18 protein-coding genes are annotated in these 17,398 nt (G+C 73.7%); 14 read left to right on the top strand and 4 right to left on the bottom strand.

Features of this window, described 5'->3' with window-relative positions; genetic code table 11:
* The first annotated feature begins 180 nt into the window (after window positions 1–180).
* Window positions 181–1,044, top strand: a complete 864-nt coding sequence (locus tag OG553_RS17465; protein WP_405979861.1) for a SigB/SigF/SigG family RNA polymerase sigma factor — start codon at window positions 181–183, stop codon at window positions 1,042–1,044.
* A gap of 129 nt (window positions 1,045–1,173) precedes the next feature.
* Here the strand turns inward: OG553_RS17465 and OG553_RS17460 are convergent, their stop codons facing one another.
* Complete coding sequence (locus OG553_RS17460; RefSeq protein WP_405979860.1) at window positions 1,174–1,602, bottom strand: ATP-binding protein; 429 nt, start codon at window positions 1,600–1,602, stop codon at window positions 1,174–1,176.
* Between the two features lie 434 nt (window positions 1,603–2,036).
* On the opposite strand from OG553_RS17460, the gene OG553_RS17455 reads away from it, so the two are divergent.
* Together OG553_RS17455 and pucL are read left to right on the top strand one after the other, a co-directional pair.
* Window positions 2,037–3,398 (top strand): aspartate aminotransferase family protein, encoded by a 1,362-nt coding sequence (locus OG553_RS17455; protein WP_405979859.1) that lies wholly within the window; start codon window positions 2,037–2,039, stop codon window positions 3,396–3,398.
* Between the two features lie 270 nt (window positions 3,399–3,668).
* A complete protein-coding gene (gene pucL, locus OG553_RS17450; protein WP_405979858.1) occupies window positions 3,669–4,586 on the top strand; it encodes a factor-independent urate hydroxylase in 918 nt (305 codons plus the stop codon).
* A gap of 73 nt (window positions 4,587–4,659) precedes the next feature.
* Here the strand turns inward: pucL and OG553_RS17445 are convergent, their stop codons facing one another.
* Window positions 4,660–5,103 carry a histidine phosphatase family protein gene (locus OG553_RS17445; RefSeq protein WP_405979857.1) on the bottom strand — a complete coding sequence of 148 codons (444 nt, stop codon included), beginning with the start codon at window positions 5,101–5,103 and terminating at the stop codon, window positions 4,660–4,662.
* Between the two features lie 242 nt (window positions 5,104–5,345).
* Here OG553_RS17445 and OG553_RS17440 point away from each other — a divergent pair, with 242 nt between their 5' ends.
* The 7 genes from OG553_RS17440 to OG553_RS17410 all read left to right on the top strand — a co-directional run bounded on the left by OG553_RS17440 (window position 5,346) and on the right by OG553_RS17410 (window position 9,353).
* Window positions 5,346–5,561: a CbtB-domain containing protein gene (locus tag OG553_RS17440; RefSeq protein ID WP_401250855.1), complete on the top strand. Its 216-nt coding sequence runs from the start codon at window positions 5,346–5,348 to the stop codon at window positions 5,559–5,561.
* Window positions 5,562–5,603: 42 nt separating this feature from the next.
* Complete coding sequence (locus OG553_RS17435; RefSeq protein ID WP_405979856.1) at window positions 5,604–6,365, top strand: CbtA family protein; 762 nt, start codon at window positions 5,604–5,606, stop codon at window positions 6,363–6,365.
* Window positions 6,366–6,413: 48 nt separating this feature from the next.
* Window positions 6,414–6,659 carry a hypothetical protein gene (locus tag OG553_RS17430; RefSeq protein WP_405979855.1) on the top strand — a complete coding sequence of 82 codons (246 nt, stop codon included), beginning with the start codon at window positions 6,414–6,416 and terminating at the stop codon, window positions 6,657–6,659.
* 145 nt (window positions 6,660–6,804) lie between these two features.
* Window positions 6,805–7,863 carry a PucR family transcriptional regulator gene (locus OG553_RS17425; RefSeq protein WP_405983064.1) on the top strand — a complete coding sequence of 353 codons (1,059 nt, stop codon included), beginning with the start codon at window positions 6,805–6,807 and terminating at the stop codon, window positions 7,861–7,863.
* A 179-nt stretch (window positions 7,864–8,042) separates the two neighbouring features.
* Window positions 8,043–8,645 (top strand): hypothetical protein, encoded by a 603-nt coding sequence (locus OG553_RS17420; RefSeq protein WP_405979854.1) that lies wholly within the window; start codon window positions 8,043–8,045, stop codon window positions 8,643–8,645.
* 90 nt (window positions 8,646–8,735) lie between these two features.
* Complete coding sequence (locus tag OG553_RS17415; RefSeq protein ID WP_405979853.1) at window positions 8,736–9,092, top strand: hypothetical protein; 357 nt, start codon at window positions 8,736–8,738, stop codon at window positions 9,090–9,092.
* A gap of 57 nt (window positions 9,093–9,149) precedes the next feature.
* A complete protein-coding gene (locus tag OG553_RS17410) occupies window positions 9,150–9,353 on the top strand; it encodes a hypothetical protein (RefSeq protein WP_405979852.1) in 204 nt (67 codons plus the stop codon).
* Window positions 9,354–9,421: 68 nt separating this feature from the next.
* Here OG553_RS17410 and OG553_RS17405 read toward each other — a convergent pair whose 3' ends face one another.
* Entirely contained in the window at window positions 9,422–9,835 is a 414-nt protein-coding gene (locus OG553_RS17405) for a hypothetical protein (RefSeq protein ID WP_405979851.1), read from the bottom strand.
* 163 nt (window positions 9,836–9,998) lie between these two features.
* Here OG553_RS17405 and OG553_RS17400 point away from each other — a divergent pair, with 163 nt between their 5' ends.
* The 4 genes from OG553_RS17400 to OG553_RS17385 all read left to right on the top strand — a co-directional run bounded on the left by OG553_RS17400 (window position 9,999) and on the right by OG553_RS17385 (window position 15,129).
* On the top strand, window positions 9,999–10,826 hold the full coding sequence (locus OG553_RS17400; RefSeq protein WP_405979850.1) for a hypothetical protein: 828 nt from the start codon (window positions 9,999–10,001) through the stop codon (window positions 10,824–10,826).
* A 71-nt stretch (window positions 10,827–10,897) separates the two neighbouring features.
* Complete coding sequence (locus tag OG553_RS17395) at window positions 10,898–12,892, top strand: FUSC family protein (protein WP_405979849.1); 1,995 nt, start codon at window positions 10,898–10,900, stop codon at window positions 12,890–12,892.
* Window positions 12,893–13,177: 285 nt separating this feature from the next.
* Complete coding sequence (locus OG553_RS17390; protein ID WP_405979848.1) at window positions 13,178–13,885, top strand: hypothetical protein; 708 nt, start codon at window positions 13,178–13,180, stop codon at window positions 13,883–13,885.
* Complete coding sequence (locus tag OG553_RS17385) at window positions 13,873–15,129, top strand: ATP-binding protein (RefSeq protein ID WP_405979847.1); 1,257 nt, start codon at window positions 13,873–13,875, stop codon at window positions 15,127–15,129. The genes OG553_RS17390 and OG553_RS17385 overlap by 13 nt, the downstream gene beginning before the upstream one ends.
* A gap of 18 nt (window positions 15,130–15,147) precedes the next feature.
* Here the strand turns inward: OG553_RS17385 and OG553_RS17380 are convergent, their stop codons facing one another.
* On the bottom strand, window positions 15,148–17,241 hold the full coding sequence (locus tag OG553_RS17380; RefSeq protein WP_405979846.1) for a PhoX family protein: 2,094 nt from the start codon (window positions 17,239–17,241) through the stop codon (window positions 15,148–15,150).
* Between the last annotated feature and the right edge of the window lie 157 nt (window positions 17,242–17,398).

Below are 17,398 nucleotides of genomic sequence, written 5' to 3'. Positions count from 1 at the left end.
CCGCGACCACCCCTGTGAGCAGGGCTTTTGGGCCGACGATGGTTTCACGTGAAACATGGCTCGGGAAAAAGTGCGGGTATCGACCACTATCGGCGGGTATATCCACCTGGACGGTGACGGCCCCACCCGCGCATGACCTCGGCCCGCGACCCGGGGCTCCCGTCGGAGGAGCGCAGAGAGATGGCACGTACCGAGCGCGACCACACCCACCTCATGGAGCACGGCGACGGCGACAGCACCGGGCGTGCGGACCACACCGACCGCATGGCCGCGGCCACCCTTGAGGCCAGGGCCCTGTCCACGACCCTGTTCCACCGGCTGGCGGAACTGGACGAAGGGACGGCCGACTACTCGTACGTCCGCAACACCCTGGTCGAGCTGAACCTCAGCCTCGTGAAGTACGCCGCCCGCCGCTTCCGCGGCCGCAGCGAGCCGATGGAGGACATCGTCCAGGTCGGCACGGTCGGACTGATCAAGGCCATCAACCGGTTCGACCCGGAGCGCGGGGTGGAGTTCACCACTTTCGCGATGCCGACGATCAGCGGGGAGATCAAGAGGTTCTTCCGCGACACCAGCTGGGCCGTGAAGGTGCCCCGCCGGCTCCAGGAACTGCGGATCGACAGCGCCAAGGCCCATGACGCCCTGGAGCAGGACCTCGGCCGCGAGCCCACCGACGCCGAGATGGCACGGGAGCTGGACATCACGCCGGAGGAGTTCGGCGAGGGCCGCAAGGCGGCCAGCGCCTACTCCGCGCGCTCCCTGGACGCGCCCGTGCAGGAGGACGCCGAGCGCGACCCGGCCGCCGAGCCGGCCTCGCTCGGCGAGGAGGAGCCCGCGTACGACCGGATCGAGTGCCTGGAGTCCCTCAAGCCCATGCTCGCCGGGCTGCCCGAGCGGGAGCGGGAGCTGCTGTCGTTGCGGTTCGGGCAGGAGCTGACCCAGTCCGAGATCGGGGCCCGGCTGGGCCTGTCCCAGATGCACGTCTCACGGCTGCTGAACCGCACCCTGACCCGGCTGCGCGGCGGCCTCCTGACCGAGGCCTAGGGGCATAGAGGCATACGGGCATACGGGGAGGAACACCGGTGGCCCGGGCGGCTCGGGGGCCCGGGCAGTCAGGGGACGGGGCCAGGAGAGCAGACGGGGGGCAGGGGAGCAAGGGACGCGGACAGGAGATCAGGCGCCCGGGGGGCCGGCGGCGGGCTCGGGGGCCGTCACCTCCAGCCAGACCGTCTTGCCGGGCCGGCCGTCCGCCGCCGGCTGGAACCCCCAGTTCTTCGCGAGGCGCTCCAGCAGGACCAGCCCGTGGCCGCCCGGCCGGGAGCGGTCCCGCACCGCCCGGCGCACCGGCGCTTCGGGACTGTCGTCGCTCACCTCGACCCGCAACAGCCCGGGGGCGTGCCGCAGCACCAGCTCGCGCGGGCCGCCCGCGTGCAGGCAGGCGTTGGTGACCACCTCGGAGACCAGCAGGAGCAGGTCCTCCTCGGCCTCCGACCCCTCGGGCCAGAGCCAGTCGGTGAGGGCCCTGCGGGTGAAGTCCCGGCACCTGGCCACGACCCCTGCCGTGGCGCCGCCCAGGACCAGCCGCCGCGTCTGCTCCGCCACAGGCTCTCCCGTCTCCGACGCCGCTCCCCCCGGCGCCGCACCTACCCCCGGCCGGGACGGACAAATCCCGCACGGACCCCACGCTACTGCCGAGTCGGCACCCGGAGCGTGATGCGCGGCGATGGACGGCCTCGAAGGGGCCTCGAAGGGACCTCGACGGCGGACCGACGGTCGCGGCAGCGGCCGGTCGAGGGTGGTTGGAGGGGCGCGCCGGGGGCGGCCCGATGGCCGCCCCCGATCCGCCGGGCGGGGCCGCAACGGCTCCCACCATGGGTTTTCCGCCGTTCTCCCCCGTGGAGCGGCCGGTCCGACGGACGCTATGCGGGCCGTGCGGACCCGTCGAGGAGCCGCCCGGGGATCCGTCAAGTCGCCCGCGCGGGGTGTCGTACCCGAGGCACCCCGGGGTCCACATCCTGGACAACTACCCTCGATATATGAACGCAGAAGCCGACGCCCTCGCGGCCGTGAAAGACGCAGTCAAAGAAGCAGACCGTAACCACGTCTTCCATTCGTGGTCGGCGCAGGAGCTCATCGACCCGCTCGCCGTGGCCGGGGCCGAGGGCTCGTACTTCTGGGACTACGACGGCAACCGCTTCCTCGACTTCTCCAGCGCGCTCGTCTACACCAACATCGGCTACCAGCACCCCCGGGTGGCCGCCGCCATCGCGGAGCAGGCGACGAAGCTCTGCACCCTCGCGCCCGGTTTCGCCGTCGACGTCCGCTCCGAGGCGGCGCGCCTGATCGCCGAGCGGACCCCCGGCGACCTCGACAAGATCTTCTTCACGAACGCCGGCGCCGAGGCGGTGGAGAACGCCGTGCGCATGGCCCGGCTGCACACCGGCCGGCCCAAGGTGATGTCCGCGTACCGCTCGTACCACGGGGCGACCACCACCGCGATCAACCTCACCGGCGACGCCCGCCGCTTCGGCAACGACGGCGCGACCGCCGGCGTCGTCCACTTCTGGGGCCCGTTCCTCTACCGCTCGCCCTTCCACGCGGCCACCGAGGCCGAGGAGTGCGAGCGCGCCCTGCGCCACCTGGAGGACACGATCGTCTTCGAGGGGCCGCAGTCCATCGCCGCGATCATCCTGGAGACCGTCGGCGGCGCCCCCGGCGTGCTCGTGCCCCCGGCCGGCTACCTCAAGGGCGTGCGCGAACTCTGCGACCGCTACGGCATCGTCTTCATCCTGGACGAGGTCATGGTCGGCTTCGGCCGCACCGGCGCCTGGTTCGCCGCCGACCACTGGGACGTCACGCCCGACCTCCTCTGCTTCGCCAAGGGCATCACCAGCGGTTACGTGCCGCTCGGCGGCGTCGCCATCTCCGCCGCCATCGCCGAGACCTTCGCCCGCCGCCCCTACCCGGGCGGTCTGACGTACTCGGGGCACGTGCTGGCCTGCGCCGCCGCCGTCGCCACGGTCAACACCATGGCCGAGGAGGGCATCGTCGAGCAGTCCGCGCGCACGGGCGCCGAGCTGCTGGGCCCCGGCCTGCGCGAGATCGCGGAGCGCCACCCGTCCGTAGGCGAGGTCCGCGGCATGGGCACCTTCTGGGCCCTGGAGCTCGTGAAGGACGCGGAGACCCGCGAGCCGCTGGTCCCGTACAACGCCTCGGGGGCCGACAACGCGCCGATGGCCGCGTTCGGCGCGGCGCTGAAGAAGGGCGGCCTCTGGCCGCTCCTCGCCGGGAACCGGATCCACGTCGCCCCGCCCTGCAACATCTCGACCGAGGACGTGGCCAAGGGGCTGGCGATCCTCGACGAGGCCCTCTCGGTCACGGATGCCCACATGGTCTGACCTGCGAGCTTGTGTAGTCGCCCAATCCGTGGGTGCTGGTGTTCGGATGTTCCGTGCGGTGGTTTCCCCGCCGTACACATGGTGCAATCCCGTCAGTACTTCAGTACGAATCAGCACCTACGGACCGGGATGCACGTCAGTCCCGGGGCGGTCCTGCGGGGCCGAACGGCGGGGAGCGGGACGTCCTCCAGGAGGGCGGGCGCTGGACGCCGGGCGTACGGGATCCAGAACAACGGACTCCGTGTTCCCGAGTACCCGAAGGAAGACAGCATGAGCAAGCACGTCCTGGGCCAGAACCAGTACGGCAAGGCCGAGAACCGCATCGTCGTGGTCACCCGCAAGGGCAGCGACGGCTCCTGGGCCGAGATCCGCGACCTGAACGTCTCGGTCGCCCTGCGCGGCGAGTTCCGCGACGTCCACCTGACGGGTGACAACGCCAACTGCCTGCCGACCGACACCACCAAGAACACGGTGTACGCCTTCGGCAAGGAGCACGGCATCGCCTCCCCCGAGGCCTTCGGCATCCTCCTCGCGAAGCACTTCGTCTCCTCGCAGGCCCCGATCCGCGAGGCGCAGATCCGCATCGAGGAGTACGCCTGGGAGCGGATCCCGGTCCCGACCCGCAAGGAGCAGCACTCCTTCGTCCGCAAGGGCCAGGAGGTGCGCACCGCGCAGATCACCTACAGCGAGACCACCGGTCTCCAGGTCATCTCGGGCCTGAAGGACCTGACGGTGATGAACTCGACCAACTCCGAGTTCCACGGCTTCATCAAGGACAAGTACACGACCCTCCAGGAGGCGTACGACCGCATCCTGGCGACCAAGGTCACCGCCCGCTGGGCGCACTCGGCGCTGGCCGGCGACGACGCCGGGTACGACTGGGACCAGTCGTACAAGAAGGTCCGCAAGCACATGCTGGAGGCCTTCGCGGAGACGTACTCGTACTCGCTCCAGCAGACCCTGAACCAGATGGCCGAGCGGGTGCTGGACAACTGCCCCAAGGTCAACGAGGTCCGCCTCAACCTGCCCAACAAGCACCACTTCCTCGTCGACCTGGAGCCCTTCGGCCTCAAGAACGACAACGAGGTCTACTTCGCCGCGGACCGCATGTACGGCCTGATCGAGGGCACCGTGCACCGTGACGGCGTCCAGCCGGTGATCGCCACCTCCGACTGGATCGTGGCGTAACGCCCGCTTCCGTCAGTCGGCTCCGGCCCGGACCGCGTCGCGGGGTCCGGGCCGGTCGGCGTTCCCTGCCGGGCTACCGGGGCTGTCCGACGAGGAGGTTCCAGCGGCCCGCGCGCCCGCTGAGGGAGGTCACGGTGTCCGGCCGCACGTCCAGCCGCCAGAAGGCGGCGGCCGGGAGTTCCAGCGCGGACACCACGGCCGCCCGTACGACGGCCTGGGCGACCACCGCGTGGTGCCGGCCCGGACCCAGGCCCACCAGGTACTCGCCCGTCCGGGCGATCAGCGCCGCCACCGGCTCCCCGCCGCCCGGGGGCGCGTACTCCGGGTCCGTGAGCCAGCGCCGGATGCCCTCCGGGTCCTCGGCGGCCACCTCTTCGAGGGTCCGGCCCGCCCAGTCCCCGGTGGCGGGCGCGGCGAGGCCCGGGTGGCCGGGGCACGGCTCCCCGTGTCCGAACCGGCCCTGGCGGGCGGCTTCGTCGAGCGGTGGTGTGGCGAGGTGTACGCGTACGGATGGCATGCGGGGAGCGTAGAGCGCACGCGCGGGGGCGCGGAACGTCGGCCACGCGCCGTGGTGTTCAAGCCACGAGCGCGGTACGGTCGCGGACGACATGACGAAGGTATGACGGAAGCACCGGTGAGAATCCGGCACGGTCGCGCCACTGTGAATCCTCCCGCGGTACCCGGGGAGGGAAGTCAGACCCGCCTCCTTCGAACAGAGCACCACTGACCGGGACGCGTGTTCCCCCTGGAGGTTCTGCAATGGCCCACACCGCCGTACCCGCTTCGGCGCCCGCCACCGTCGCCCCCATCTCCCTCTCCGCGCTGGCCCCTTGGGCCGCCTTCGCCGCGGTCCTGGCCCTCGTCCTGCTGTACTTCGTCGGCATCGAGCAGGGCGCCACGGCCGTCTTCCAGGGCGAGACCGTCCACGAGTGGCTGCACGACGGCCGCCACCTGCTCGGCTTCCCCTGCCACTGACCCCCTTCCGATCTCCCTCACGATCACCCAAGGGGTTCATGCGTGAACACCGTCTCCCCCCGCGTCCTGCTGGTGCGGGGCATGCTGGCCGGCCTGTTCGCGGGCGTCGCGGCCTTCCTCGTCGCCTACCTCCTCGGCGAGTCCAAGGTGGACGCGGCGATCGCCATCGAGGAGGCCGGCCACCTCGCGGCCGGCCACGACCACGGCGCCGAGGAGGCCCCGGTCAGCCGGGCCCTCCAGGCCACCGCCGGCCTCGGCACCGGCGTCCTGCTCTACGGGGTCGCCCTCGGCGGCATCGCCGCGCTCGTCTACTGCTTCGCCCTGGGCCGGATCGGGCGCTTCGGCGCCCGGTCCACGGCGGCCCTGGTCACCGGAGCCCTGTTCGTCACCGTGACGCTGGTGCCGTTCTTCAAGTACCCGGCCAATCCGCCCGCCGTCGGGGACCCCGACACCGCCGCCCGGCGGACCGCCCTCTACCTGCTGATGATCGCCCTGAGCGCGCTGCTGGCGGCGGGCGCGCTGATCCTGGGGCGGCGGCTCGCGCCGCGCCTGGGCAACTGGAACGCCTCGGTGGCGGCCTCGCTGGCCTTCGTGGCGGCGGTGGGCGTCTCGTACGCCCTGCTGCCCGGGATCGACGAGGTGCCCGAAGGCTTCCCGGCCGCGCTGATCTGGCAGTTCCGTCTCGCGTCGCTGGCCATCCAGACAGCGCTGTGGACGACTTTCGGCCTGGCCTTCGGTTTTCTAGCCGAACGCGCTCTTGCCCCCGCCGCCGCACCCAAGGAGGCTGTACAGCCGACGAGTTGAGCGCGACACCTGTTGCGCATGTGACAGGTGTGGAGGTGGGATCCGGCGATGCGGTCCGCGATCCGGGAATGGCGCGGCTGGACCGGCGCCGCTCCCTTCTGGCTGAACTCGGCACTGCTCATCGCGGCCCCCTTCTGCGCCGCCACCCTCCTCGCGCAGCTCGGGGTCATCAGCGCCCTGGCCGCCCTCGGCGGGCTGGCCCGCCAGCTCTGGTTCGGGGACTACGGGCACCCCGTGGTGCACCTCGCCGCCGCCCTCATGGGGGCGGCGGCAGTGGCGCTCGTGGTGGCCTGACTTCTCCTCACCTCCCGCATCCCGCACCGCCCTTCCGCACCTCCGGGTCGAATTGATCTTGGTTCGGGGGAGAATGACCGTTCCTTCGAGCGGAGCGGACCGGGGAGCTGGTGTGGAGTCAGGGCGGGGCATACCCCAGGAGTACATGGACGGGTACGTACGCATGCTCGCGAACGCCTCGGCCACCGGCCGGCACCCCGGACGCGAGGAACTCGACGCCCGCCGCGCGTTCGGCGAGCGGGCCGCCGGAGCCGGCCACGGACTGCGGGGCCTCATCGGCGCACACCTCGCCGCCACCCGCACGGCCCTCGGCGGACGCCCCGCCCCCGACCACGTGCTCGCGGTGGTGGAACAGGCCCTGGACGCCTTCACCGAGGGGTACGAACGCTCCCACGGGGCCGCCGCGCACCGGGAAGCGGCCGCCCGCCGGGAGTTCGTCGACGACCTGCTGCTCGGCGGGGGCGACCCCGCCCGCCTCGGCGAACGCGCCGCCCGCTTCGGACTGGACCCGGCACGGGCGCACGCCGTGGCCGTCGCGCACGGCCCCGTCCCGTACGAGGACGGGGGCCCGGAGCAGCGCCGGCTGCAGTCGGCCCTGGCCGGCCGCTTCGGGGACCGGGACTTCCTGCTCGCCACCAAGGACGGCCGGCTGGTCTGCGTGGCACCGGGCGGGCGCGACGAGGTACCGGCCCGCTTCGCCCGGCTGGCGCACGCGGAGTCCGAAGGGCGGGGGCTCGTCGCCCTCGGGCGCCCGCACCCCGGCGCGGGCGGGGCCGCGACCTCGTACGCGGAGGCCCTGGACGCACTCGGCGTCGCGGACCGGCTCGGGCTCACGGGCCCGCTACTGCGCGCCGCCGACCTGCTGGTCTTCCCGGTACTGACCCGCGACCGGGCGGCGATGGCCGAGCTGGTGCTGGCCGCGCTCGGGCCGCTGCGGGCCGGACGCGGCGGTGCGGCACCCCTGCTGGACACCCTGAGCGCGTACTTCGACTCGGGGTGCGTGGCAGCCGAGGCGGCCCGGCGGCTGGACCTGAGCGTGCGGGCGCTGACCTACCGGCTGGAGCGCATCCACCGGCTGACCGGGACCGACCCGGGGGACCCCGTGCAGCGCTACACCCTCCAGACGGCCGTGATCGGCGCCCGGCTGCTGGACTGGCCCGCCCGGCCGCTCCCCGGTGTAACCCCCTCACCCGTTCGGGGGTAGCGGCCCGATCGGGCGCGTCCGGCCCGCGCACCCGCCGCCAGCTGGGAGGACACGGACGCGGGGGCGCGCAAGGGACGTGACGCGCCGTCATTTCCGGGGCGGGCGGCGATGTGCGGGCGGTCGGGGAGCGGTCCACTGCTCCCAGGAACCGGCCGCCCGAGCCGGACAGGAGGAACGCCATGTCCCGCGCCCAGTGGGCCGCCGCCGCGCTGACGGTCACTCTGCTCTGTACCGGTGTGAGCCTGTTGCGCGGCAGCACGGGCGCGGAGCCCGCCCCCGCGAGCGTCACCGACGCGCTGCCCTCCCGGGCCCTGGGCCTGTCCGGGCACCGCCGTCTCGTACGCGGGCTGGAGCAGTCCGGTGCGCACGGACCCAGCGCTCACGGACCCGTCGGCGCGGAACGCCGGACCGTGTCCGCCCCGCCGATGCGGGCGGCACGGCCGCTGCGGCTGCGCATCCCCAGCCTGGGTGTGGACCTCCCGCTGGCCAGGGGCCCGCAGGACGGTGAGGGCGGGGCCGGCTGGGACACCGACGGCCCGGCCCCCGGCTCCGCCGGGACCGCCGTGGTCACCGGCGACGGGCTCCCGCTCGCCGGGCTGCGGCGGGGCCGGATCATCGAGATCCCGCGCGCGGACCACCGTACGGCCGTGTTCACCGTCGAGCGGGTCTCCCCCCACGCGGTCACGGCGCCGGCCGGGGACACCGGCCTCGCCCGGCTGCGGCTGGTCAGCGGCGAGACCTCGGTCCTGGCCCGGCTGACGGGGCCGCGGCGTACCGGCTGAGCAGCCGTCAGGGGTGTCTTCGTTCCCCCGGTCGGGGGCTTCTTGGAGGTCTCCGGAAAGTTGCCCGGCGTGTCGGGGCATGCAGGCCCCATGAACGGTGCGCGGTACGCGCGGACGAGGCTGGCGCGGGCCCTGACGGTGGCCTGCGTGGCACTGCTGTGCCTGTTCGGCGTCGGTCCGGCGGCGACGGCCACGGCCGGCGCCGAGCCGCGCCCCGCCTCCTCGGCACCCGCCGACCCCGCCGAGGGACAGTCGGAGCCCGCCGGGGACCCCGTCGGCCGCTCGGCTCTGCGGACGGTCGTACGCACGGCACCGGTCGGACGGCGGCTGCCGCAGCGGATGTTTCACGTGAAACGTGCGGGCGGGCCTGCCCGCACGGCCTCGTACGGGACGGCCTCACCGGCCCTGTCCCGGCTGGCGGTACGGAGTGTGGTCCTGCGCTGCTGAGCGGGCCGAGCAGCGCACGCGACCCCCCACACCCCCGAAGCACCGTGAGGTTCCGCCATGCCCATCGACCCGTACGCCGCCCTGAACGCCATGCTGCGCGCCGAGGCCGCCCGCTTCTCCCCGCCGGCCCGCACGGAGGGCCAGGACCGCCCGCGCACGGACCGGACCCTCGCCGACCGGACCCCCGCCGACCAGGCCCTCGCCGACCGGACCGTCCCGCAGCCCGCCGCCGCCGAGCCCGAGTCCGGCTCGGCGGCATAACGGCACGTGCGAACGCCGGTCCCCGCGCCCTCGCAGTGGGCGCGGGGACCGGCGCGGTCCGCCGGGGCTCAGTCCTCCCGCGTGTAGTACCGGTAGAAGGCCCCGATCCCGACACCCGCGCCCACGAACAGGCCCACGCCGGTGGCACGGAGCACGGACTCGTTGGTCAGGCTGTGGAGGTAGCCGGCGGCGATGCCGGCGAAGACCCCGTACGCGGCGGCGTGCAGCTCCCGCTTCAGCCTCGGGCCCACCCGCGCGAGGGTGAACATGATGGCCGCGAAGATCACGCCGCACAGGATCCCGTAGAACACGTTGCCCGCGTCGACCGGGCCCATCTGGCGCTTGATGAAGGCCGCCCAGACCCCGTAGACGAGGCCCATGAGCAGCGCGCGGATCAGGCGGTTCCGGTCGGTCTGCCGGTCCGCGTCCGCCGACGTCATCGGGCGGTGCCGCCGGGGGACGGTGGGTGCCGCATGTGCCATGGCGGGGCTCCTCTCTTCCACCCTCAAGGGCACACCCGGCACCCGGGAGCGGCAAGTGGATCACTCGTCCGGGCGGTGCGGACCGCGCTCCCGGAGGGAATCCGGGCCCCGGACGCAGCAGCAGGGGTGGCGCCCCCCACCGCACCCGGTTTTCCCTGGTGACGTGCGCACCTACCTGTCGGCGGCCCTCATCGTGCTCGTGGCCCTGCTCGTGCCCGCGAGCGCGGTCGCGTACTGGGCCGACCGCCGGCTCGGCGACGCCGACCACTACACCGCGGCCATGGCCCCGCTCGCCAAAGACCCGGCCGTGCAGGAGGTGGTCGTCACCCAGGCCACCCGGGCCCTGTCCGGGCAGATCGACGCGGGCCCCTTCCAGGGCGCCGTGGACGCCCTCCTCGGCGACGCCCTGCGCTCCTTCACCGGCACCCCCGCCTACCGGACGGCCTGGGAGACGGCCAACCGCGCCGCGCACACCGCCTTCCTCGACGCCCTGAACACCGGCCACGGCGACGCCGTCACCGTCGACCTCGCGCCCGTGATCGCGCAGGTCAAGGGGGAACTGATCGCGGACGGCGTGCCCTTCGCCGACCGCATCCCGGAGACCCACCTCTCCGTGAAGGTCATGGAATACGACAACCTCGGCGCGCTCCGGGAGGGGTTCCACGTGCTCGAGATCGCCGGAGTCTGGCTTCCCGTACTGACCGTGCTCCTCGCGGTGGCGGCCGTGGCCGTCGCCGTCCGGCGCCGGCGGGCCGTCCTCGCCACCGGCGCAGGACTCGCGGTCGGGGCCGTACTGCTGTGGGCGGCGGTGGGCGTGTGCCGCCGCATCACGCTCGACGACCTGCCGTCCGACGTCGACCGGCCCGCCGCCGCGGCCGTGTACGACGCACTCACCGCGTTCCTGCGGACCACCGCCTGGGTGGTGCTCGCCCTCGGGCTGGCCACCGCGCTCGCCGCCTGGCTGGTGGGCCGGCTACGCCGCACCCCATAAGCTCGGAAGGTACCCATCCTCCGCAGAACTCCCCAGAACGACCGATTCGCGAGCGGTGACACGGAAGCGGAATGACCACCGAACGACGCACCGAGCACATACCGTCCGGACGGCCCCGGACCCACCCCCTGGCTCCCCCCGCCTGGCTGCTCGCAGGACTGCGGCCCAGCAGCACCTCCGTCCCCTGGGCGGCGGCCGCCCGCGCCGGGATCGCGATGGCCGTCCCGCTCGCCGTCGGCTTCGCCCTCGACGAACCCGAGTACGGGGCCCTGGTCGCCATGGGCGCCCTCGCCGGGGTGTTCGGCGACACCGCCGACGCCTACCGGATGCGGGTCCTGAACATCGCCGTCCCGCAGGCCTTCGGCGCCATCGGAGTGGCCGTCGGCACCCTCGTCTACGGGCGCGGCTGGGTGGCCGTCGCCGTCCTCACCCTCGTCGCCCTCGTCTCCGGGATGGTCTCCTCGATCGGCTCGGTCGCCTCCGTGTCCGGGCTGCTGCTCCTGCTCAACGCCGTCGTCGGAGCGGGCCTGCCGATGCCCCGGCCCTGGTGGACCGCGCCGCTGCTGCTCACCGCCGGGGGCCTGTTCGTCCTCGCGCTGACCCTGCTGGCCTGGCCCCTGCGCGGCAGGCAACCCGAACGGGCCGCCGTCGCCGCCACCTACCGGGCGCTGGCCGATGCCCTGGAAGCCTGCGGCGGACCCCAGGACGTCTACGACGAACGCCGCCGGCAGGTCACCCAGGCCCTCAACCAGGCCTACGACCTCGTCCTCGGCCGCCGGGCCCGGGTACACGGGCGCAGCCCCTCCCTGGTGCGGATGCTGGCCCAGCTGAACGTGCTGATCCCGCTCGCGGAGGCCGCGCCCGCCGCCCACCTGCGGGGCCGCCCGCTGCCCGCCGAGATCCCGGCGGCCGTACGGGAACTGGCCACCACCGTCGAGGAGGGCCGCACCGGGACCCCCGTCCTCACCCTGCCCGCCCCGCACACCCCGTCCGAGCGGGCCATCGACTCCGCGCTGCGGCACGCGGCGGCCATCGTGCACCTCGCCGAACCCGACCCGTACAACGTCGACGACCGCCTCGGCCGGCCGGCCGCCCTGCGCGTCCGGGCCCGGCGCGGGGTGCGCGACATGATGCTGTCCGAGGCCTCCTGGCGGTACGGGCTCCGGCTCGCCCTGTGCATCGGCCTCGCCCAGTCACTCGTCTCCCTCATCGAGGTCGAACGCTCCTACTGGGTGGCCCTGACCGTCACCTTCGTCCTGAAACCGGACTTCGGCTCGGTCTTCTCCCGCGCGGTCCTGCGCGCCCTGGGCACGGCGGCCGGGCTGGTCCTCGCCGCCGCCGTCCTCGCCGAGGTGCCGCGCGGCTGGTGGGACGTACCCGTGATGGTGGTGCTCGCCGCGCTGATCCCCGCGTTCTCCGCCAAGGGGTACGCCTTCCAGACAGCGGCCATCACCCCCGTGATCCTGCTGCTGTCGGACCAGCTCAACCACGAGGGCTTCGACCTCATCATGCCCCGGCTCCTCGACAGCCTGATCGGCTGCGCGATCGTCCTGGTCGCCGGATACCTGTTGTGGCCCGAGAGCTGGCACACCCGTATCGGGGACCGGCTCGCCGACGCCGTCGACGACGCCGCCCGCTACGTGGAACGCGCCTTCGCCCCCGTCACGGACGACGCCGAGCTGCGGGCCGCCCGGCAGTCCCGCCTCCAGGCGCGGCGCCGCATCTACCGCGACCTGTCGGGGGTGCGGAGCGAGTTCCAGCGGGCGCTGACCGAGCCGCCGCCGACGGGGGACCGGGCGGCGGCGTGGTGGCCGCTGGTGGTGGCCGTGGAACGCATCGTCGACGCCACCACCGCGGCGCGGGTCCGCGTCAACCACGGCGCCGAGCCGCCTGCGGCGGGCGAGGTCGAACGGATCGCGCGGGAGCTGCGCGAGCTCGCCGAGCGGGTGCGCAGCAGCGCGACGCCGGTCCGCGTGGATGCCCCGGCGGAGGGTGACGAGGCGGGCGTCCTGGCCCCGGTCCACCACGAGCTGGCGGCGGCCCGAGCCATTGCCGACCCTTCTTGACGCGGTCCTCGCGCCGCTCAGCGCCGGGGCGCTTCGCGGGCTTCGGGCCCGCCGCGACGGACTCCGTCCGGCGGCCCGCTGGGCGGGGCCGGTTCGGGTGGCCTCGGCCGGTGGGTCGTGTGCGGGTGGTGTGCCGCTGCGCGGGGCCGGGGTCCCCTACCCCCACACGCCCCACCGGCACCGGCACCGGCGGCCCGCGGCCCCCGGCCCGAACCGCAGGACCCCGCAACCCCCGGATGGGTCAGTGGTCGGGACGGGGCGGCGGCTCCGGGGGAGCATCGGTACATGCGGAGCCCACACGCGCTGGCCCTCGCCGCCCTCCTGGCGGCCACGGCCGGGTGCGCCGACGTGGAGGGGCTGCGCGACTCCGGCGACCTCGGCACCGTGCACGCCCCCAAGACCCTGTGGCAGGAGTACCGCCCCGACCCGCCGGGCCCCGGCCAGCAGCCCGGCGCGGCAGCCGTGGTGCCCGGGGTGCCCGCGCCGCCCGGCCCCGGCATGCGCGGCGCGGACGCGCTGGCCGTCGTACGCGCCGACATCACCTCCGCCACCGCCGAGGACACCGGCACCGGCCGGCTCGTCGACCCCCGGGCCGTCCAGCGGCTCGCACTCTGCACACAGGCCGTGGACGGCGGCCCGTACTGCCCGGTCCGCCCCGGCGTCCTCCACGACCTGACCGGCGACGGGAAGGACGAGCTGGTCACCGCCCTCGACGTGGACGGCCGGCTCAGCGAGCTGCGCGTGTACACCGTCCGGGACGACGGCAAGGTCGCCCGGATCCTGTCCCGGCGCGGGGTGCTGGAGGGGGTGGAGGTGGCCGCCGAGCACCTGGCGGTGCGCGAGCCGACCTCGAACCCCGCCTACATCTCCGTCTCCGACTACGTGTGGGACCCGAAGGCCCGCAGCATGAGCCTGACCCAGCTGACCCTCGACGACTGCCCGGCCATCACCGACGTCCCGCTGAGCGAGGGACGGTCCCGATGCGCCCGCTGAGCAGCCTGCGCTGGAAGATCGCCCTCACCACCACGCTGGTGTGCTGCACGGTGGCCGCCGCGCTGGGGATCCTGGTGCACAACGTGGTCGCGCGGCAGGTCGTCGGCGAGGTCCGCAAGGACGTCGAGCGGGACCTCGACCACGCCCTCGGCCACTACGAGTACGGCACCTCGCACGGGGACGTGAACGTCGCCCTGGACCCGCCCGGCCTGCCCCGGCCGCTGCGCGAGCTCGTCGCCCGCGGACGCACCGGCAGCATGGCCGGCGCCCACGACGGCAAGCCGGTCATGTGGGCCGCCGGGCCGGCCGACCGGAAGGCCCTGGCGGTCTGGATCCCGTACGAGAACACGCGCCACCGGCTGCGCGACCTCGACACCGCGATCCTCGTCTCCTCGGTGGTCGCGGCCGGGGTGGTGGCCCTGGCCGGCGTGTTCCTCGCCGACCGGATCAGCCGCCGGCTCACCACGACCGCCGCCGTCGCCCGCCGGATCAGCGCGGGCGACCTCGACGCCCGGGTGGCCCTCCCCGAGGACGACGGGCCCGGCACCCGCCGCTACCACGACGAGGTACGGGACGTCGCGCAGGCGCTGGACTCGATGGCCGCCTCGCTCCAGGAACGGCTGGAGGCCGAGAAGCGGTTCACCGCCGACGTCGCGCACGAGCTGCGCACCCCGCTGACCGGTTCGCTGGCCGCCGCCTCGCTGCTGCCCGAGGGCCGCCCCAAGGAGATGATCAACGACCGGCTGAAGGCCCTGCACCTGCTCACCGAGGACCTGCTGGAGATCTCCCGGCTGGACTCCGGGGTGGAGCGGGCCGACCTGGCCCAGGTGGAACTGGGCCGGGCCGTGGAACGGGCCGTCGCCGGGACCCGGCTGCCCGCCGAGGTACGGGTCGTGCGGGACGCGGTGGTGTTCACCGACCGCCGCCGCCTGGACCGGATCCTGGCCAACCTGCTGGTCAACGCCCACAAGCACGGGCGCCCTCCGGTCGAGGTGACGGTGGAGGGGCCCGTGGTGGTGATCCGCGACCACGGCGCCGGCTACCCCGCCGAGCTCATCGAGCAGGGCCCGAAGCGGTTCCGCACCGGGGATCCCGGGCGCGGCCGCGGCCACGGGCTGGGGCTGACGATCGCGGTGGGGCAGGCGGCGGTGCTGGAGATCGCGCTGGGCTTCGCCAACGCCCCGGACGGGGGTGCGCTGACGACGCTCCGGCTGCCGGTGGGACGGCTGCCGGAGCCGGACTGACCTCCGCCCGCCGGCGGATCAGACGCCGATGTTCTTGCCGTCCTTGCGCCACACGGACACGACCGCCGGGCGGACGATCTTGCCCGGTCCGTCGGGCCACACCGACTGCGGCTTCTCCACGGACGCGCCGTCGATCTCGCCCGGGTGCTGGACCGAGACGAGCACGCGCCGGTCCTGGACCAGCGGGCCGCAGGTCTCGGCACCGCGCGGAACGGTCAGGAACTGCTTCAGCTCACCGCGCCGCTCGCCGGACGTGGCGACGCCGTACAGGCCGTCGTGCGAGCCGAGCTGGTTGCCGTCGGTGGAGATCCAAAGGTTGCCGTGCGGGTCGAAGGCCACGTTGTCGGGGCAGGAGATCGGGCTGACCTTGTCCTTCGGGAAGCCCGCGAAGTAGGTGGCCGGGTCGTTCGGGTCGCCGGCGACCAGGAAGAGCCGCCAGGCGAAGCCGTCGCCCGCCGGGTCGTCGAAGTTCTCGGCGAGCTCCAGGATCTGGCCGTGCTTGTTCAGGTTGCGCGGGTTGGCCTCGTCCGCGCCGGCCTTGCCGGGCTTGCCGCGGTCGGTGTTGTTGGTGAGCGCGATGTAGACGCGGCCGGTGCGCGGCGACGGCTCGACGTCCTCGGGGCGGTCCATCTTGGTGGCGCCGACCTTGTCACCGGCCTGGCGGGTGAAGACGAACACCTCCTCGGCGGTCATGCCCTCGACGTGCGAGACGTTGCCGGAGGGGGAGGCCGTGGCCAGCTTGATCCAGACGCCCGAGCCGTCGAACTCGCCGTCGGAGGGGAGCTTGCCGGAGCCGTCGATCGAGGCGGCCGGGGAGTCGCCGGTGAGCTTGGCGACGTAGAGGGTGCCCTCGTCGAGCAGCGTGAGGTTGTGCTCCTTCGCCGCGCGCGAATTGCCCTTCATCATCCGCTTCGAGGAGACGAACTTGTAGAAGTAGTCGAAGCGCTCGTCGTCGCCCATGTACACGACCGGGCGGCCGTCCTCGGTGACGCGCGGCTGCGCGGCCTCGTGCTTGAAGCGGCCGAGGGCGGTGCGCTTGCGCGGGACGGAGTTCGGGTCGTACGGGTCGAGCTCGACGACCCAGCCGAAGCGGTGCGACTCGTTGGGCTCCTGCGCGACGTCGAAGCGCTTGTCGAACCGCTCCCACTTGCGCTCGGAGGCGCCCGAGGTCACGCCGTAGCGCTTCAGGCGGGCGGCCTGGGTGGGCTCGGTGACCTGGCCGGCGTTGGCGAAGTACTGGTTGAAGTTCTCCTCGCCGTGGAGGGTGGTGCCCCACGGGGTGGTGCCGCCCGCGCAGTTGTTGAGGGTGCCGAGGACCTTGGTGCCGGTGGCGTCGGCGGAGGTCTTCAGCAGGGCGCTGCCGGCGGCCGGGCCGGTCAGCCGGAACTCGCTGGTCGCGGTCAGGCGGCGGTTGAGCTGGTGGCGGCTCACGGCCGTCAGCTTGCCGCTGCGGTGGTCCTCCTGGACGACGACCACGGACAGGCCGTGCGCGGCCCAGGCGATCTCGACCTGCTCGCGGGTGGGGTTCGCCGGGTCGTAGCCCTTGAACATGAGGTTCTCGTCCGTGTACTCGTGGTTGGCCACGAGAAGCTGCTGGCGCTCGTAGTTGCCGCCGAGCGGGAGCAGGCTGAGGAAGTCGTTGTTGTAGCCGAACTGGCCGGCCTGGGCGGCGGCGGTCTGCTTGTCGGAGTTGAAGCCCGGGGCGCCCTTGAGGATGGGGTCGCCCCAGCGGATCACCACGTTCTGCTCGTGGCCCTCGGGGATGGTGACCTTGTCGTCGGTGTTCGGGGCGACGGGCTTGAAGCGCAGGCCGCGGGCGGCCTCGCCCGCGCGCTTGGCCTCGGCGTCGGACACGGGGGCGGCGCTGGCGGTCTGGGCGCCGCCCGCGCCGACGGCGACGGCGGTGCCGGCGGCGGTGGCGACCGTGACGACCGCGGCGGAGCGCAGCATCGAGCGGCGGGAGTAGGCGCGGGCTATGACGTCGCCGACGTACTCGTTGTCGCTGGTGTTGGGCACCTCGTGGAAGCATGCGTCGCCGCAGCGGTAGCGGCAGGTGAGAGCGGAACGGCCGCTGCCATGCGGGTTGCCGATGAACGGCAGGAGCTTGCGCACGAGGGTGTCCTCCGGTGGGTGCACGGCGCCGACGACGTGTCGGTACGAATTCAGCCGCGACGGTAGGCGGGGGTTGCGCCACTGCGGCGGCGCGGGGATGAACGGTGGATGAACCCGGCACGGCGGAGGGGGAGTTCGGGGAGGGGTTCCGGTTGGG

The sequence above is a fragment of the Streptomyces sp. NBC_00158 genome, from assembly GCF_045160885.1.
GTDB lineage: Bacteria > Actinomycetota > Actinomycetes > Streptomycetales > Streptomycetaceae > Streptomyces.
The sequence above is the reverse complement of the archived record's forward strand: the minus strand, read 5'-3'. Positions and strand labels throughout refer to the sequence as shown.

Coding starts and splice junctions, on each gene's coding strand:
- OG553_RS17440 (WP_401250855.1), top strand. CDS start 5,346: ATGGCCCACACCGCCGTACCCGCTTCGGCGCCCGCCACCGTCGCCCCC.
- OG553_RS17390 (WP_405979848.1), top strand. CDS start 13,178: ATGCGGAGCCCACACGCGCTGGCCCTCGCCGCCCTCCTGGCGGCCACG.
- OG553_RS17430 (WP_405979855.1), top strand. CDS start 6,414: ATGCGGTCCGCGATCCGGGAATGGCGCGGCTGGACCGGCGCCGCTCCC.
- OG553_RS17385 (WP_405979847.1), top strand. CDS start 13,873: ATGCGCCCGCTGAGCAGCCTGCGCTGGAAGATCGCCCTCACCACCACG.
- pucL (WP_405979858.1), top strand. CDS start 3,669: ATGAGCAAGCACGTCCTGGGCCAGAACCAGTACGGCAAGGCCGAGAAC.
- OG553_RS17410 (WP_405979852.1), top strand. CDS start 9,150: ATGCCCATCGACCCGTACGCCGCCCTGAACGCCATGCTGCGCGCCGAG.
- OG553_RS17395 (WP_405979849.1), top strand. CDS start 10,898: ATGACCACCGAACGACGCACCGAGCACATACCGTCCGGACGGCCCCGG.
- OG553_RS17465 (WP_405979861.1), top strand. CDS start 181: ATGGCACGTACCGAGCGCGACCACACCCACCTCATGGAGCACGGCGAC.
- OG553_RS17455 (WP_405979859.1), top strand. CDS start 2,037: ATGAACGCAGAAGCCGACGCCCTCGCGGCCGTGAAAGACGCAGTCAAA.
- OG553_RS17405 (WP_405979851.1), bottom strand. CDS start 9,835: ATGGCACATGCGGCACCCACCGTCCCCCGGCGGCACCGCCCGATGACG.
- OG553_RS17415 (WP_405979853.1), top strand. CDS start 8,736: ATGAACGGTGCGCGGTACGCGCGGACGAGGCTGGCGCGGGCCCTGACG.
- OG553_RS17445 (WP_405979857.1), bottom strand. CDS start 5,103: ATGCCATCCGTACGCGTACACCTCGCCACACCACCGCTCGACGAAGCC.
- OG553_RS17425 (WP_405983064.1), top strand. CDS start 6,805: ATGGACGGGTACGTACGCATGCTCGCGAACGCCTCGGCCACCGGCCGG.
- OG553_RS17420 (WP_405979854.1), top strand. CDS start 8,043: ATGTCCCGCGCCCAGTGGGCCGCCGCCGCGCTGACGGTCACTCTGCTC.